Origin of the sequence: Allotabrizicola aquatica (SeqCode) (assembly GCF_965194375.1) — a bacterium.
GTDB classification, from domain to species: domain Bacteria; phylum Pseudomonadota; class Alphaproteobacteria; order Rhodobacterales; family Rhodobacteraceae; genus Tabrizicola_A; species Tabrizicola_A aquatica.
In genome coordinates, this window is the sequence record NZ_OZ239428.1 from 431,352 (window position 1) to 446,062 (window position 14,711).

Sequence of the window (14,711 nt, forward strand, 5' to 3'; positions counted from 1 at the left end):
GGATTAGCGCCCCTTCTTCTTGGCGTGACGCGAGCGGACAATAAGGGTGTCCGACTGCTTCGGTTTACGGGTCTTGTTGCCCTTGGTCCCTTTACCCCACGGGGTAACCGGGTGACGACCACCCGAGGTCCGGCCTTCACCACCACCATGCGGGTGATCGATCGGGTTCATCGCAACACCGCGGACGGTCGGGCGCACGCCCTTGTGACGCATACGGCCAGCTTTACCGAAGTTCTGGTTCGAGTTGTCGGGGTTCGACACGGCACCGATGGTGGCCATGCATTCCTGACGGACCATGCGCAGTTCGCCCGACGACAGGCGGATCTGAGCGTAGGAGCCGTCGCGACCAACGAACTGAGCGTAGGTGCCAGCAGCGCGGGCCAACTGGCCGCCCTTGCCGGGCTTCAGCTCGACGTTGTGCACGATGGCACCGATCGGCATGCCCGAGAAAGGCATGGCGTTGCCCGGCTTCACGTCAACCTTGGCACCAGCGATGACGCTGTCGCCAACAGCCAAACGCTGCGGAGCAAGGATATAGGCAAGCTCGCCGTCCGTGTAACGGACAAGGGCGATAAAGGCGGTGCGGTTGGGATCGTATTCGATCCGCTCAACCACGGCTGCCATGTCAAATTTGGTGCGTTTGAAGTCCACAACGCGGTAAAGACGCTTTGCGCCGCCGCCCTTGTGCCACATCGTGATACGTCCGGTGTTGTTCCGGCCACCCGTTTTGGTCAAACCCTCAGTAAGGGCTTTGACCGGACGGCCTTTCCACAGCTCCGAACGGTCGATCAGAACCAGCCCGCGCTGGCCTGGCGTCGTCGGCTTATACGACTTGAGTGCCATGTTCTCTGTCTTCCGTTAGCTATCGGGCCTTGCGACCCGGGTTAAGGGCCCCGAAGGTCCCCGGTTCTGGCGCTTTGAAGCGAAATCAAAGGCCGATTCGATAAAATTCCACGGCCCCGGATGAACCGGGGCCGCGAGATTCGCTGCCAGTATCAGAGGCCGGTGGAAACGTCGATGGTGTTTCCAGCTTCCAGCATGACATAGGCTTTCTTCTTGTCGCTGCGCTCACCAGCGCGGCCACGGAACTTCTTGGCCTTGCCCTTGGTGATGGTGGTGTTGACCGCCTTCACCTTGACGCCGAAAACTGCCTCAACAGCTTCTTTGATCTGGGGTTTGGTTGCATCCATGGCGACCTGGAAAACCACCGCGCCACCTTCGGAGACCATGGTGGCCTTTTCGGTGATGATCGGCTTTTTGATCAGGTCGTAGTGTTCGGGTTTCGCGCTCATTTCAGACGAGCCTCCAGAGCTTCGATACCTGCTTTGGTGATGACGAGAGTATCACGCTTCAGGATATCATAGACGTTTGCGCCAATGGTCGGCAGCACGTCGACGCCTTCGATGTTACGAGCAGCCAGCGCGAAATTCGCGTCAACGCTTGCACCATCAATCACGAGAACGCGCTTCCAGCCCAGCTCCGACACCATCTTGGCCAAGTGGCCGGTTTTGGCATCAGCCAAGGTCGCCGCATCCAGGATCACCAGCTCGCCCGCTTTGGCCTTGGCCGAAAGGGCGTGGCGCAGACCCAGTGCGCGGAACTTCTTGGGCAGATCATGGGCGTGCGACCGCGGGGTCGGGCCCTTTACAACGCCACCGTGACGGAAGATCGGGGCTTTCTTGGAACCGTGGCGTGCGCCACCGGTGCCTTTTTGGCGATAGATCTTCTTGGTCGAGTAGGACACTTCCCCACGGGTCAGCGTCGAGTGGGTGCCAGCCTGCGCGCGGGCGCGCTGCCAACGGACCACACGGTGCAGGATGTCGGCGCGCGGGTCCAGCCCGAACAGCGCTTCGTCCAGATCGACGGAACCGGCTTTGCCGCCGTCCAGCTTGATCACATCAAGTTTCATGCTTCACCCCCTTCAGCGGCAGCAGGCGCTGCGGCAGCGGCCGAGCGAACAGCGGCGGGCAGCGGAAGACCAGCCGGAGCGGCTTTCTTCACGGCGTCCTTGACGGTGACCCAGCCACCCTTGGAACCGGGGACAGCGCCCTTGACCAAGATCAGACCACGGTCAGCATCGGTGCGAACGACCTGCAGGTTCTGGGTCGTGGTGCGAACGGCACCAAGATGGCCAGCCATCTTCTTGCCCTTGAACACCTTGCCCGGATCCTGGCACTGGCCGGTCGAACCGTGCGAACGGTGCGAGACCGACACACCGTGCGACGCACGCAGACCACCGAAGTTGTGACGCTTCATCGCACCAGCAAAGCCTTTACCGATCGAGGTGCCGGCGATGTCGACGAACTGACCTGCCAGATAATGGTCAGCGGTGATTTCCGCGCCCACATCGATCAGGTTTTCGGACGACACGCGGAATTCCGCGATCTTGCGCTTCGGAGCCACGTTCGCCTTGGCGAAATGGCCACGCTGCGCGGCAGTGGTGTTCTTGGCCTTGGCAGAGCCCGCGCCAAGCTGAACGGCGGTGTAGCCATCCTTGTCAGCGGTGCGCTGCGCCACGACCTGAAGATTGTCGAGTTGCAGAACGGTCACCGGCACCTGAGTGCCGTTTTCCAGAAACAGCCGGGTCATGCCCAGCTTCTTTGCGATAACGCCAGAGCGCATGTTGTCTGCCCCCTTACACTTTGATCTCGACATCCACGCCAGCGGCGAGGTCGAGCTTCATCAGCGCGTCCACGGTCTGGGGGGTCGGATCAACGATATCGAGGAGACGCTTGTGCGTACGGATTTCCCACTGGTCGCGCGACTTCTTGTCGATGTGCGGACCACGCAGAACCGTGAATTTCTCGATTTTGTTCGGCAGCGGGATCGGGCCGCGAACGGTGGCACCGGTGCGCTTGGCCGTGGAGACGATTTCCTGGGTGCTGGCGTCCAGCACGCGGTAATCGAAGGCCTTGAGCCGAATGCGAATGGTTTGACCTTGCATCAGTTCTTCCTTCCGAACGTAGACACGAGGCGGGATGCCTGGCCCATAGGTTCGCTTTTGTGAATAGTCATCAGCGCGAATCTCCAAACGGAGTCGCGCTGCGCTCCTCTATAGGGCGCTCCCCGGTTCGGCAAGGGAATTCTCAGGCTTTCTGAGGCCCGGCGGCAGGGCGGCGACCCGGCTTGCCAGACGCCAGATCTGCCACATCTTTCCCTGTTCTATAGGCAGATGGCAAACCGGGGTTGTACCACAATGCGTAGGCTGATCCTGATCCTTGGCGATCAGCTCTCCTCCAGCCTCTCGGCGCTGGCGGACCTTGATCCGCAGGCGGATATCGTGCTGATGGCCGAGGTCGCGGAAGAGGCGCAGTATGTGCCGCACCACAAGCAGAAGATTGCACTTCTGCTCTCCGCGATGCGGCATTTCGCAGATGATCTGCGGGCCCGCGGTGTGACGGTGGATTATGTGCGGCTCGACGATCCGGCCAACACCCACAGCTTTTCGGGAGAGGTGGCGCGGGCAGTGCAGCGCCATGGTCCTGACCAGATCCTCATGACCGAACCCGGCGAATGGCGGGTTTTGCAGTTGATCGAAGGCTGGCAGAGAGCCCTTAACCTGCCCGTGACGATCCGCCCCGATGACAGGTTCTTTTGCTCACGGGCGGAGTTTGCCGCTTTGGCCAAGGCGGGAAAGACCAGCCGGATGGAGTACTTCTACCGCGACATGCGCCGCAAGACCGGCATTTTGATGGATCAGGGCGCGCCGGTGGGCGGGCAGTGGAACTATGACAGCGACAACCGCAAACCCCTGCCCAAAGGCACCCGGCCCCCCGCCCGCCGCCGCTTTGCGCCCGATGCGATCACCCGCGAGGTGCTGGAGATGGTCGCGGAAAGGTTTGCCGATCACTTCGGCGATCTGGAGCCTTTTGGCTGGCCCGTCACCCGCGCCGAAGCGCTGGCAGCGCTGGACCATTTTATCACTGACGCCCTGCCCCTCTTTGGCGATGTGCAAGATGCCATGAAGGCGGGCGAGGACTTCCTGTATCACAGCCTGTTGTCGCCTGCGCTGAACTGCGGCCTGTTGCTGCCGCAAGAGGTCTGCGCGGCGGCTGAGGCGGCCTACACGGCTGGGCACGCGCCTTTGAATGCGGTCGAGGGCTTTATCCGCCAGGTGCTGGGCTGGCGCGAATATGTGCGCGGGATCTACTGGGTGGAGATGCCCGGCTATGCGGCAAGCAATGCGCTGAATGCCAACCGCCTGCTGCCCGACCTTTATTGGACGGGCGACACCCCCATGCGCTGTATGGCCGAGGCGGTCTCGACCACCCGCCGCACGGGCTATGCCCACCACATCCAGCGCCTGATTGTCACCGGCAACTTTGCGCTTTTGGCCGGGCTTGCCCCGGCGGCGGTGGAGGAGTGGTATCTGGCGGTCTATGTCGATGCTTTTGAGTGGGTTGAACTGCCCAACACCCATGGCATGGTGCTGCACGCCGATGGCGGGCGGCTGGGGTCAAAGCCCTACGCCGCCTCGGGCGCTTATATCAACCGGATGTCGGATTATTGCGCCGGCTGCGCCTATGATGTGGCCGAAAAGCTGGGGCCAAAGGCCTGCCCCTTCAACTATCTCTACTGGGATTTCATCGACCGCCACGAGGCGCGCTTTGCCCGCAACCCCCGTATGGCGATGCCCATCAGAACCCTGCGCGCGATGGAGACAAACCGTCGAGAGGCCATTCGGGCCGATGCGACGGCGTTTTTGGACAGCCTACCCTCCTCGGGCCCTGCGTGGCCTCGTCGGGGATAACGAGGAGTGCCCGGAGGGCTCGACGAGGTTCGGGCGCGCACAAAGGAAAAAGGCCGCCCGGTTTGGGCGGCCTTCTTGATTTCGTCCGGCAGGGTTATCCCCCACCAGTCGATTACGCGATGATCTTCGACACGACGCCTGCGCCGACGGTGCGGCCGCCTTCACGGATGGCGAAGCGCAGCTTCTCTTCCATCGCGATCGGGGCGATCAGCGTCACGTTGAACTTCAGGTTGTCGCCCGGCATCACCATCTCGGTGCCAGCCGGAAGCTCAACCGTGCCGGTCACGTCCGTCGTGCGGAAGTAGAACTGCGGGCGGTAGTTCGCGAAGAACGGGGTGTGACGGCCGCCTTCTTCCTTGGTCAGGATGTAGGCTTCGGCTTCGAACTTGGTGTGCGGGTTCACCGACTTCGGCTTGCACAGCACCTGGCCACGTTCCACGCCTTCACGGTCGATACCGCGCAACAGCACGCCGACGTTGTCGCCAGCTTCACCGCGGTCCAACAGCTTGCGGAACATCTCGACGCCGGTGCAAACCGACTTCTTGGTGTCCTTGATGCCCACGATTTCAACTTCGTCGCCGACGTTGATCACGCCGCGCTCGATACGACCGGTCACAACCGTGCCACGGCCCGAGATCGAGAACACGTCTTCGATCGGCATCAGGAACGGCTGATCCACGGCGCGAGCCGGGGTCGGGATGTAGCTGTCAACAGCCGCCATCAGCGCGCGGATCGAGTTCTCGCCGATGTCCGGGCGCTCGCCGATCATGGCCTGGTGGGCCGAACCCTTGACGATCGGAATGTCGTCGCCGGGGTATTCGTAGGACGAGAACAGCTCGCGCAGTTCCATTTCCACCAGTTCGATCAGCTCTTCGTCATCCACAAGGTCAACCTTGTTCATGTAGCAAACCATGTACGGAATGCCGACCTGACGACCAAGCAGGATATGCTCGCGGGTCTGGGGCATCGGGCCGTCCGAGGCCGCGCACACCAAGATCGCGCCGTCCATCTGTGCCGCACCGGTGATCATGTTCTTCACATAGTCAGCGTGGCCGGGGCAGTCGACGTGGGCGTAGTGACGGTTCGCGGTTTCATATTCGACGTGTGCGGTCGAAATCGTGATCCCACGAGCACGCTCTTCCGGTGCACCGTCGATCTGGTCATAGGCGCGGAATTCACCAAAATACTTGGTGATCGCTGCCGTCAGAGTGGTCTTGCCGTGGTCAACGTGGCCAATCGTGCCAATGTTTACGTGCGGCTTGTTACGTTCAAACTTTGCCTTTGCCATGGTGGCAACTCCTTATTCGGTTGAGGAGGTGGGGGAAAACCCCACCCTACGGGATGGTAGGATGGGCTGTCCGCCCATCCCGCTTATGCGTATTTCTTCTGGATTTCCTGGCTCAGGTTTTCCGGAACTGCGTCGTAATGGTCAAACTCCATCGAGAACACAGCACGGCCCGAGGTCATGGACCGCAGCTGGTTGATGTAGCCGAACATGTTGGCCAAAGGCACCATCGCGGCGATGACGTTCGCGTTGCCGCGGCTGTCCTGGCCGTTGATCATGCCCCGACGCGAGGTCAGGTCGCCGATGACGCCGCCGGTGTATTCTTCCGGGGTGACGACTTCGACTTTCATGATCGGTTCCAGCAGTTTCGCGCCGGCTTTCTTCAGGCCGTCACGCATTGCAGCGCGCGAGGCAATTTCGAAAGCCAGAACCGAGGAGTCAACGTCGTGGAACGCGCCGTCGATCAGCGCAACCTTGAAGTCGATGACCGGGAACCCTGCCAAGGGACCCGAGTCCATGACGGACTTGATGCCTTTTTCGACGCCGGGGATGTATTCCTTCGGAACCGCACCACCCACGATCTTCGACTCGAACGAATAGCCTTCGCCCGGTTCGGTCGGCGAGATCACCAACTTGACGCGCGCGAACTGGCCGGTACCACCGGTCTGTTTCTTGTGCGTGTAGTCGATTTCATGCTCGCGCGAGATCGTTTCACGATAAGCCACCTGCGGCGCACCGATGTTCGCCTCGACCTTGAACTCGCGACGCATACGGTCAACGAGGATGTCGAGGTGAAGTTCGCCCATGCCTTTCATGATGGTCTGACCCGATTCAAGGTCAGTTTCTACGCGGAAGGACGGGTCTTCAGCTGCCAGACGGGCCAAAGCGATGCCCATCTTTTCCTGGTCAGCCTTGGTCTTCGGCTCCACGGCGATTTCGATAACCGGGACCGGGAAGGTCATGGTTTCGAGAACAACCGGATTGGCCGGGTCGCACAGGGTGTCGCCGGTGGTGGTCTCTTTCAGACCGCCCAGCGCGATGATGTCGCCTGCGAAAGCTTCGGAAATTTCTTCCCGCTCAATCGCGTGCATCATCATCATGCGGCCAACGCGCTCTTTGCGCTCTTTGGTCGCGTTCATCATCGCGTCGCCCTTGGCCAGCTTGCCCGAATAGATGCGGGTGAAGGTCAAGGAACCCACGAAGGGGTCGTTCATGATCTTGAATGCCAGCGCCGAGAAGGGCTGACCGTCATCGGCCGAACGGGCAATGTTACGGGTTTCCGACTCGTCGCCCGGCGCAAAGCCCATGTAGGGCGGCACGTCGAGAGGCGAGGGCAGATAGTCGATCACGGCGTTCAGAAGGGGCTGCACGCCCTTGTTCTTGAAAGCCGAGCCCGCAAAAACCGGGATGAAGTCGATGGCAAGCGTGCCCTTGCGGATCAGCGTGCGCAGGGTCTCTGCGTCCGGCTCATTGCCCTCAAGGTAGGCTTCCATTGCGGCGTCATCTTGGCCGACAGCGGTTTCCACAAGGTTCATGCGCCACTCAGCGGCTTCGTCTTGCAACGAAGCGCGGATCGGCTGGCGAACCCAGGATGCGCCCAGATCTTCGCCCTCATAAACCCATTCTTCCATGGTCACGAGGTCGATGATGCCTTCCAGCTTGTCTTCTGCGCCGATCGGCAAAGCCACCGGAACAGCATTGGCGCCGGTACGGTCCTTGATCATGCGAACGCATTTGAAGAAGTCAGCGCCGGTCTTGTCCATCTTGTTGACGAACACGATGCGCGGAACCTTGTAGCGGTCAGCCTGACGCCAAACGGTTTCAGTCTGCGGTTCCACACCAGCGTTGCCGTCCAGAAGAACCACAGCGCCGTCAAGCACAGCCAGCGAACGTTCAACTTCAATGGTGAAGTCGACGTGGCCGGGGGTGTCGATGATGTTGAAGCGGAACTTCGTGGCCTTGTCACCAAGACCTGCATTCGAGTCAACCTGGCGGTTCCAGAACGTGGTCGTGGCAGCCGAAGTGATGGTGATGCCGCGCTCTTGTTCCTGTTCCATCCAGTCCATCGTCGCGGCGCCGTCATGGACTTCGCCGATCTTGTGGGACTTGCCGGTGTAGTAAAGGATACGCTCCGAGGTCGTGGTTTTCCCTGCGTCGATGTGCGCAATGATCCCAAAGTTACGGTAACGCTCAAGCGGATAGTCGCGTGCCATGATGACCCCTTACCAGCGGTAGTGGCTGAACGCTTTGTTTGCGTCGGCCATCTTGTGGGTGTCTTCCCGCTTTTTGACGGCGGTGCCACGGTTGTTCACGGCATCCGACAGCTCGGCAGCCAGACGCTCTTCCATGGTGTTTTCGTTGCGCTTGCGCGCAGCGGTGATCAGCCAGCGGATCGCAAGCGCTTCGCGGCGCTCGGTGCGGACTTCGACTGGGACCTGATAGGTCGCACCACCGACGCGGCGCGAACGCACTTCGACGGAGGGCTTCACGTTTTCCAGCGCCTCATGGAAGGCTTCGATGGGCGCGCGCTTCAGTTTGGACTGAACACGCTCAAGGGCGCCATAAACAATCGTTTCTGCAACGGACTTTTTGCCGTCCAGCATCAGGTTGTTCATGAACTTGGTCAGAACCTTATCGCCATACTTGGCGTCAGGCAGAATATCGCGCTTTTCAGCGGCGTGACGACGGGACATCTGTTATCTCCTCACTTCGGACGCTTAGCGCCATACTTCGAACGGCGCTGACGACGTTCTTTGACGCCCTGGGTATCCAGCACGCCGCGAAGGATGTGGTAACGGACGCCGGGAAGGTCTTTCACACGGCCGCCACGGATCAGAACAACCGAGTGCTCTTGCAGGTTGTGCTTTTCACCGGGGATGTACGAAATCACCTCGAAGCCATTGGTCAGACGGACCTTGGCGACTTTCCGCATAGCGGAGTTCGGCTTTTTCGGGGTGGTGGTGTAAACGCGGGTGCAAACCCCACGCTTTTGCGGGCAGGATTCCAGGTGCTGCGACTTGGACTTCCGCACGATGGCTTCCCGGGGCTTCCGGATAAGCTGTTGGATTGTCGGCATCAAACTTCCTCGTGTTGCCCTTCCGGTCACTCCGGGGGGCGGTGTCAATACTCGCCCCGAACCTTGGGGCGCTGCTTCTCGACGGGTGCCTTGCGCCTACCGCAAAACACCAAGACCCGCATATGCCCCAGTTGAAGGGGGCGATGCGGAGAATTTCAGAGGATCGGGGCCTAGGCCCGGATCATGGCCACATCAAGCAATCAGAACCCGCCCGCCGGAGAATCCGGGCAGGTGGGATGCGCGGCTGATAAGGGGAGTCGCTGGGGTTGTCAACCTTCGGCGCGGGCGGCCACAGCGGCCATCCGCCGCTTCTGCCGTTCGCGCAAAAGCGTGTAGATGCCCGAGGCCACCACAATGGCCGATCCGACCAGCGTCCAGCCGTCGGGCAGCTCGCCAAAGGCGGCGAAGCCAAGGACAATCGCCCACAAAAGCGAGGTATAGCGGAAGGGGGCCACCACCCCGATATCGCCCCAGCGCATCGCGGTTACGGCGCACAGATAGCCCACAATCAAAAAGGCCCCTGCCGCGCCAACCTGCGCCAGTTGGGCCATATCCATCGCGATCCAGCCGGTCAGCCCGTCGAAATTCGCCCCCATCCCAGCGGTCGGCACAAGAGACAGACCCAGGCCCATGACCGCGACCATGACCGCCGCCCCCAGCGCCACAATGATCGAAGGCACATGGCTGCCCATCCGGCGCACCGCAAGGTCTCGCACCACCACGCATAGAACCGACGCCACGCCCATCAAAGACCAAATGTCAAAAGCCTCGGTTCCCGGTCGGATGATGATCATCACGCCCACGAACCCGACAAGAATGGCCAAAAGCCGCCGCCAGCCGATGCGGTCGCCAAAGACCAGCGCCGCCGTCAGCGTCACGGCCAACGGCAAGACCTGCATGATGGCCGACAGGTTGGCCAAGGGCATATGCAAAAGCGCGGTCAGGAAGGTGATGGTGGCAAAGATCTCGGCCACCGAGCGCAGGGTGATCAGCCGCCAATCGGCCCCTTGCAGCTTTTGACGAAAGGCACCGGTCAGGCTGCCCATCACCACAAGCCCGGCAATCGCGATCAATCCGCGCAAAAACACGGTCTGAAAGAGCGGCACCTCAGTCGTGACAGCCTTCATAAAGCTGTCGTTGACCGTGAAGGCCAGCATCGACAGGCACATATAGGCCACGCCGCGCAGATTGTCCGAGATCGCCATCTGGCCCCGCCCTTTGTTATTGCGGCCTCCTTGAGCACGTCCGTGCATGCGGCGGCCTGTCTTGCCGCGAGGAGTGCACGGAGTGCTCGACGAGCGCAATGCAAAAGGCCCCCCGGTTTCCCGAGGGGCCTTTGCATTTGTCAGCCGATCTTACAGATCGCGGCTTTCAATCGTATCGACCAGACCGCTGTCACTTTCGGTGTCCACCACATCCATCGGTGCCACAAGCGCCGCGGCGGTTTCCGCCTCGGACCGACGGGCCTCGATCACCAGATCGTCGCGGTCGGCGGCGATCTTCTTGACGCGGCTTGTCGCACCACCGGTACCGGCGGGGATCAGACGGCCAACGATGACGTTTTCCTTCAGGCCCACCAGCTTGTCGCGCTTGCCCTGAACCGAAGCTTCGGTGAGCACGCGGGTGGTTTCTTGGAACGACGCCGCCGAGATGAACGACCGGGTCTGCAAGCTTGCCTTGGTGATCCCCAGAAGGATCGGCTCGGCGGTCGCTTCGCGCATGCCATGGGCATGGGCTTTGGCGTTGGCCTCGTCCAGTTCAAACTTGTCGACGTTTTCGCCCTTCAACAGCGTCGTCTCGCCAGAGTCCAGAATCTCGAACTTCTGCAGCATCTGGCGCACGATCACTTCGATGTGCTTGTCGTTGATCTTCACGCCCTGCAGGCGATAGACGTCCTGCACTTCGTCGATCATGTAGTTGGCCAGCGCCTCGACACCCAAAATACGCAGGATGTCATGCGGTGCCGGGTTGCCGTCCATGATGTAATCGCCCTTCTGGACGAAGTCACCTTCCTGAACCGGAATGTGCTTGCCCTTCGGGATCATGTATTCCTGCGGCTGCAAGGTTTCATCAACCGGCTCCACAGTGATGCGGCGCTTGTTCTTGTAGTCCTTGCCAAAGCGCACGTAACCGTCCGCTTCTGCGATGATGGCGTGGTCCTTCGGACGACGGGCTTCGAACAATTCGGCCACGCGGGGAAGACCCCCGGTGATGTCCTTGGTCTTGGCACCTTCGCGCGGGATACGGGCCACAACGTCGCCCGGCCGCAGTTCCTGACCGTCCTCGATCGACAGGATGGCATCCACCGACATCGAATAGGTGATCGGGTTGCCGCTGTCGCCGCGCACCGGTTCACCGGTGGCCGGATCCATGACAATCACCTCGGGCTTCAGATCGCCACCCTTGGGTGCCGAACGCCAGTCCGAGACGATCTTTTGCGTCATGCCGGTGGCTTCGTCGGTCTCATCACGCACCGAGATCCCGTTGATCAGGTCCTTAAACCGCGCCACACCGGCCTTTTCGGCGATGATCGGCAGGGTATAGGGGTCCCATTCAAAGAGCTTGGTGCCACGCTTGACGGTCGCGCCTTCCTTGACATGCAGCTTGGAGCCGTAGGTCAGCTTGTGCACCGCACGTTCCTGACCAGCCTCATCGATGATCGCCATCGACATGTTACGGCCGATCACGATCTGCTCGCCATGCTCGTTGGCCAGAAGGCTCGGGTTGCGGAATTCAACCTTACCCTCTTGGCTGGCTTCCAAGAACGACTGCTGGCCACCCTGTGCCACGCCGCCGATGTGGAAGGTCCGCATCGTCAGCTGGGTGCCGGGTTCACCGATGGACTGGGCGGCAATGATGCCCACCGCTTCGCCTTGGTTCACTAGCGTGCCGCGTGCAAGGTCGCGACCATAGCACATGGCGCAAACGCCCTCTTCGGCCTCACAGGTCAGCGGGCTGCGGATGCGCATCACCGCCACATTCGCCTGTGCGATCATGTCCGCACGACGTTCGTCGATCAGCTCACCACGCTGCACGATCACCTCACCGGTGCCGGGCACCGTGACGTCATCGGCCGCGACACGGCCCAGCACACGCTCGGCCAAGGGCAGCACAACCTCGCCGTCATTGACGGCGGCTTCGGCGGTGATCGCACGGTCAGTGCCGCAATCGTGCATGCGCACGATGCAGTCCTGCGCCACGTCCACCAGACGGCGGGTCAGGTAACCCGAGTTTGCCGTCTTCAGCGCGGTGTCGGCGAGACCCTTACGGGCGCCGTGGGTCGAGTTGAAGTATTCAAGAACGGTCAGACCTTCCTTGAAGTTCGAGATGATCGGCGTTTCGATGATTTCGCCCGACGGCTTGGCCATGAGGCCGCGCATACCGCCAAGCTGCTTCATCTGCGTCACCGAACCCCGGGCACCGGAGTGGGCCATCATATAGACCGAGTTCGGCTCCATCTCAGCACCGGCGGCGTCGAACCGCGGGGCGGAGATGGTGGTCATCATCGCATCGGTCACCTTGTCGTTGCACTTCGACCAAGCGTCCACGACCTTGTTGTACTTTTCGCCCTGAGTGATCAGGCCGTCCATGTACTGCTGTTCAAAGCCGGCAACCTGTTCCTTCACCTCGTTGACGATGGTCCACTTGGTGTCGGGGATCAGCATGTCGTCCTTGCCGAACGAGATGCCCGCTTTGAAGGCTTCGCGGAAGCCCAGACCCATGATCTGGTCGCAGAAAATAACCGACTCTTTCTGGCCGCAATAGCGGTAGACGGTGTCGATGACGGTCTGCACGTCCTTTTTGCGGAGAAGGCGGTTCACCAGATCGAACGGTGCTTTCGCATTCAACGGCAAAAGGTTGCCCAGACGCAGACGGCCGGGGGTCGTTTCAAAGCGCTTCCAGACGATGTTGCCTTCGTCATCGACCTGCTTAAGGCGGGCCTTGATCTTGGCGTGCAGATGCACAGCACCGGCGGCCAAGGCGTGTTCCACCTCGTCCATATCGGCAAAGGCCATGCCTTCACCGACCATGCCCTTACGCTCCATCGTCGCGTAATACAGACCCAGAACCATGTCCTGCGACGGAACAATGATCGGCGCGCCGTTGGCGGGCGACAGAACGTTGTTCGTCGACATCATCAGAACGCGGGCTTCCAGCTGGGCCTCAAGGCTCAGCGGGACGTGAACGGCCATCTGGTCACCGTCGAAGTCGGCGTTGAAGGCCGAGCAAACCAGCGGGTGCAGCTGAATGGCCTTGCCTTCGATCAGGATCGGCTCAAACGCCTGAATGCCCAAACGGTGCAGCGTCGGCGCACGGTTCAGAAGAACCGGGTGTTCGCGGATCACTTCATCCAAGATATCCCAAACTTCGGGACGCTCTTTTTCGACCAGCTTCTTCGCCTGCTTCACGGTCGAGGACAGGCCTTTGGCCTCAAGGCGCGAGTAGATGAAGGGCTTGAACAGCTCCAAAGCCATCTTCTTCGGCAGACCGCACTGGTGCAGCTTCAGTTCCGGACCGGTCACGATAACCGAACGACCCGAGAAGTCGACGCGCTTACCCAGAAGGTTCTGACGGAAGCGGCCCTGCTTGCCTTTCAGCATGTCGGACAGCGATTTCAGCGGGCGCTTGTTGGTGCCGGTGATGACACGGCCACGACGGCCATTGTCAAAGAGGGCGTCCACAGCTTCCTGCAACATCCGCTTTTCGTTGCGCACGATGATATCGGGCGCACGAAGCTCGATCAGGCGCTTCAAACGGTTGTTCCGGTTGATGACGCGGCGATAGAGGTCGTTCAGGTCAGAGGTCGCAAAGCGGCCACCATCCAACGGGACGAGCGGGCGCAGTTCCGGCGGGATGACCGGAAGAACGGTCAGAACCATCCACTCAGGACGGTTGCCGGATTCAAGGAAGCTTTCCACGATCTTCAAACGCTTGATGATCTTCTTCGGCTTCAATTCGCCGGTGGCTTCCTTGAGGTCAGCGCGCAGCTGCTCAGCGGTCGCGTCCAGATCGATCGCGGCCAGCATTTCGCGGATCGCTTCCGCGCCGATGTTGGCGGTGAAGGCGTCAGCGCCATACTGGTCTTGCGCGTCGAGGTAATCCTCTTCGGTCATCAGCTGACCATAGGTCAGGTCGGTCAGACCGGGTTCGATCACCACGTAGTTTTCGAAGTAAAGAATACGCTCCAGATCCCGCAGCGTCATGTCCAGCATCAGGCCGATACGCGAGGGCAGCGACTTGAGGAACCAGATATGGGCAACCGGCGAGGCCAGTTCGATGTGGCCCATCCGCTCACGGCGGACCTTTTGCAGCGTGACTTCCACACCGCATTTTTCGCAGACAACGCCGCGATACTTCATGCGCTTGTATTTGCCGCACAGGCATTCGTAATCCTTGATCGGGCCAAAGATACGGGCGCAGAACAGGCCGTCACGCTCGGGCTTGAACGTGCGGTAGTTGATGGTTTCAGGCTTTTTAATCTCGCCATAGGACCACGACAAGATGCGCTCGGGCGATGCCAAGCTGATCTTGATCTCGTCAAAGGTTTTGACGGGGGCCACCGGGTTGAACGGGTTGGTGCTGAGTTCCTGGTTCATTTT

Annotated in this window: 12 protein-coding genes; 1 reads left to right on the forward strand and 11 read right to left on the reverse strand. The window is 60.7% G+C overall.

The annotated features are described in order from the left end of the window. Nucleotides 1-3: 3 nt before the first annotated feature. From rplB to rpsJ, 5 genes are all read right to left on the reverse strand, one after another. The gene (gene rplB, locus AC72UB_RS15350) at nucleotides 4-843 is read right to left on the reverse strand and encodes a 50S ribosomal protein L2 (protein ID WP_463289216.1); all 840 of its coding nucleotides are present in this window, start codon (nucleotides 841-843) and stop codon (nucleotides 4-6) included. A 152-nt stretch (nucleotides 844-995) separates the two neighbouring features. Next, the gene (locus AC72UB_RS15355; protein ID WP_463289302.1) at nucleotides 996-1,292 is read right to left on the reverse strand and encodes a 50S ribosomal protein L23; all 297 of its coding nucleotides are present in this window, start codon (nucleotides 1,290-1,292) and stop codon (nucleotides 996-998) included. Continuing rightward, nucleotides 1,289-1,909: a 50S ribosomal protein L4 gene (gene rplD / locus AC72UB_RS15360; RefSeq protein WP_505190525.1), complete on the reverse strand. Its 621-nt coding sequence runs from the start codon at nucleotides 1,907-1,909 to the stop codon at nucleotides 1,289-1,291. The genes AC72UB_RS15355 and rplD overlap by 4 nt, the downstream gene beginning before the upstream one ends. Beyond that, nucleotides 1,906-2,622 (reverse strand): 50S ribosomal protein L3, encoded by a 717-nt coding sequence (rplC, locus tag AC72UB_RS15365; RefSeq protein ID WP_505190526.1) that lies wholly within the window; start codon nucleotides 2,620-2,622, stop codon nucleotides 1,906-1,908. Before rplC ends, rplD begins: the two co-directional genes overlap by 4 nt. A 13-nt stretch (nucleotides 2,623-2,635) precedes the next feature. Next, nucleotides 2,636-2,944, reverse strand: coding sequence for a 30S ribosomal protein S10 (rpsJ, locus tag AC72UB_RS15370; protein ID WP_164626364.1), 309 nt, complete (start codon nucleotides 2,942-2,944; stop codon nucleotides 2,636-2,638). A 252-nt stretch (nucleotides 2,945-3,196) separates the two neighbouring features. Between rpsJ and AC72UB_RS15375 the strand changes: the two genes are divergently transcribed. Then, on the forward strand, nucleotides 3,197-4,750 hold the full coding sequence (locus AC72UB_RS15375) for a cryptochrome/photolyase family protein (protein WP_505190527.1): 1,554 nt from the start codon (nucleotides 3,197-3,199) through the stop codon (nucleotides 4,748-4,750). Nucleotides 4,751-4,862: 112 nt separating this feature from the next. Here the strand turns inward: AC72UB_RS15375 and tuf are convergent, their stop codons facing one another. From tuf to rpoC, 6 genes are all read right to left on the reverse strand, one after another. Beyond that, nucleotides 4,863-6,038: an elongation factor Tu gene (gene tuf / locus AC72UB_RS15380; protein WP_505190528.1), complete on the reverse strand. Its 1,176-nt coding sequence runs from the start codon at nucleotides 6,036-6,038 to the stop codon at nucleotides 4,863-4,865. An 83-nt stretch (nucleotides 6,039-6,121) separates the two neighbouring features. Further along, a complete protein-coding gene (gene fusA / locus AC72UB_RS15385) occupies nucleotides 6,122-8,248 on the reverse strand; it encodes an elongation factor G (RefSeq protein WP_505190529.1) in 2,127 nt (708 codons plus the stop codon). Nucleotides 8,249-8,257: 9 nt separating this feature from the next. After that, on the reverse strand, nucleotides 8,258-8,728 hold the full coding sequence (rpsG, locus tag AC72UB_RS15390) for a 30S ribosomal protein S7 (RefSeq protein ID WP_505190530.1): 471 nt from the start codon (nucleotides 8,726-8,728) through the stop codon (nucleotides 8,258-8,260). Between the two features lie 11 nt (nucleotides 8,729-8,739). Then, the gene (gene rpsL / locus AC72UB_RS15395) at nucleotides 8,740-9,111 is read right to left on the reverse strand and encodes a 30S ribosomal protein S12 (RefSeq protein ID WP_430465984.1); all 372 of its coding nucleotides are present in this window, start codon (nucleotides 9,109-9,111) and stop codon (nucleotides 8,740-8,742) included. Nucleotides 9,112-9,380: 269 nt separating this feature from the next. After that, nucleotides 9,381-10,316: a DMT family transporter gene (locus tag AC72UB_RS15400; RefSeq protein ID WP_505190531.1), complete on the reverse strand. Its 936-nt coding sequence runs from the start codon at nucleotides 10,314-10,316 to the stop codon at nucleotides 9,381-9,383. Nucleotides 10,317-10,466: 150 nt separating this feature from the next. Beyond that, the gene (gene rpoC / locus AC72UB_RS15405) at nucleotides 10,467-14,708 is read right to left on the reverse strand and encodes a DNA-directed RNA polymerase subunit beta' (protein ID WP_463291473.1); all 4,242 of its coding nucleotides are present in this window, start codon (nucleotides 14,706-14,708) and stop codon (nucleotides 10,467-10,469) included. Nucleotides 14,709-14,711: the final 3 nt, after the last annotated feature.

Excerpts from the sequence above, each read along its gene's own strand:
- rplB (WP_463289216.1), bottom strand. The coding sequence starts at position 843 with ATGGCACTCAAGTCGTATAAGCCGACGACGCCAGGCCAGCGCGGGCTG.
- AC72UB_RS15355 (WP_463289302.1), bottom strand. The coding sequence starts at position 1,292 with ATGAGCGCGAAACCCGAACACTACGACCTGATCAAAAAGCCGATCATC.
- rplD (WP_505190525.1), bottom strand. The coding sequence starts at position 1,909 with ATGAAACTTGATGTGATCAAGCTGGACGGCGGCAAAGCCGGTTCCGTC.
- rplC (WP_505190526.1), bottom strand. The coding sequence starts at position 2,622 with ATGCGCTCTGGCGTTATCGCAAAGAAGCTGGGCATGACCCGGCTGTTT.
- rpsJ (WP_164626364.1), bottom strand. The coding sequence starts at position 2,944 with ATGCAAGGTCAAACCATTCGCATTCGGCTCAAGGCCTTCGATTACCGC.
- AC72UB_RS15375 (WP_505190527.1), top strand. The coding sequence starts at position 3,197 with ATGCGTAGGCTGATCCTGATCCTTGGCGATCAGCTCTCCTCCAGCCTC.
- tuf (WP_505190528.1), bottom strand. The coding sequence starts at position 6,038 with ATGGCAAAGGCAAAGTTTGAACGTAACAAGCCGCACGTAAACATTGGC.
- fusA (WP_505190529.1), bottom strand. The coding sequence starts at position 8,248 with ATGGCACGCGACTATCCGCTTGAGCGTTACCGTAACTTTGGGATCATT.
- rpsG (WP_505190530.1), bottom strand. The coding sequence starts at position 8,728 with ATGTCCCGTCGTCACGCCGCTGAAAAGCGCGATATTCTGCCTGACGCC.
- rpsL (WP_430465984.1), bottom strand. The coding sequence starts at position 9,111 with ATGCCGACAATCCAACAGCTTATCCGGAAGCCCCGGGAAGCCATCGTG.
- AC72UB_RS15400 (WP_505190531.1), bottom strand. The coding sequence starts at position 10,316 with ATGGCGATCTCGGACAATCTGCGCGGCGTGGCCTATATGTGCCTGTCG.
- rpoC (WP_463291473.1), bottom strand. The coding sequence starts at position 14,708 with ATGAACCAGGAACTCAGCACCAACCCGTTCAACCCGGTGGCCCCCGTC.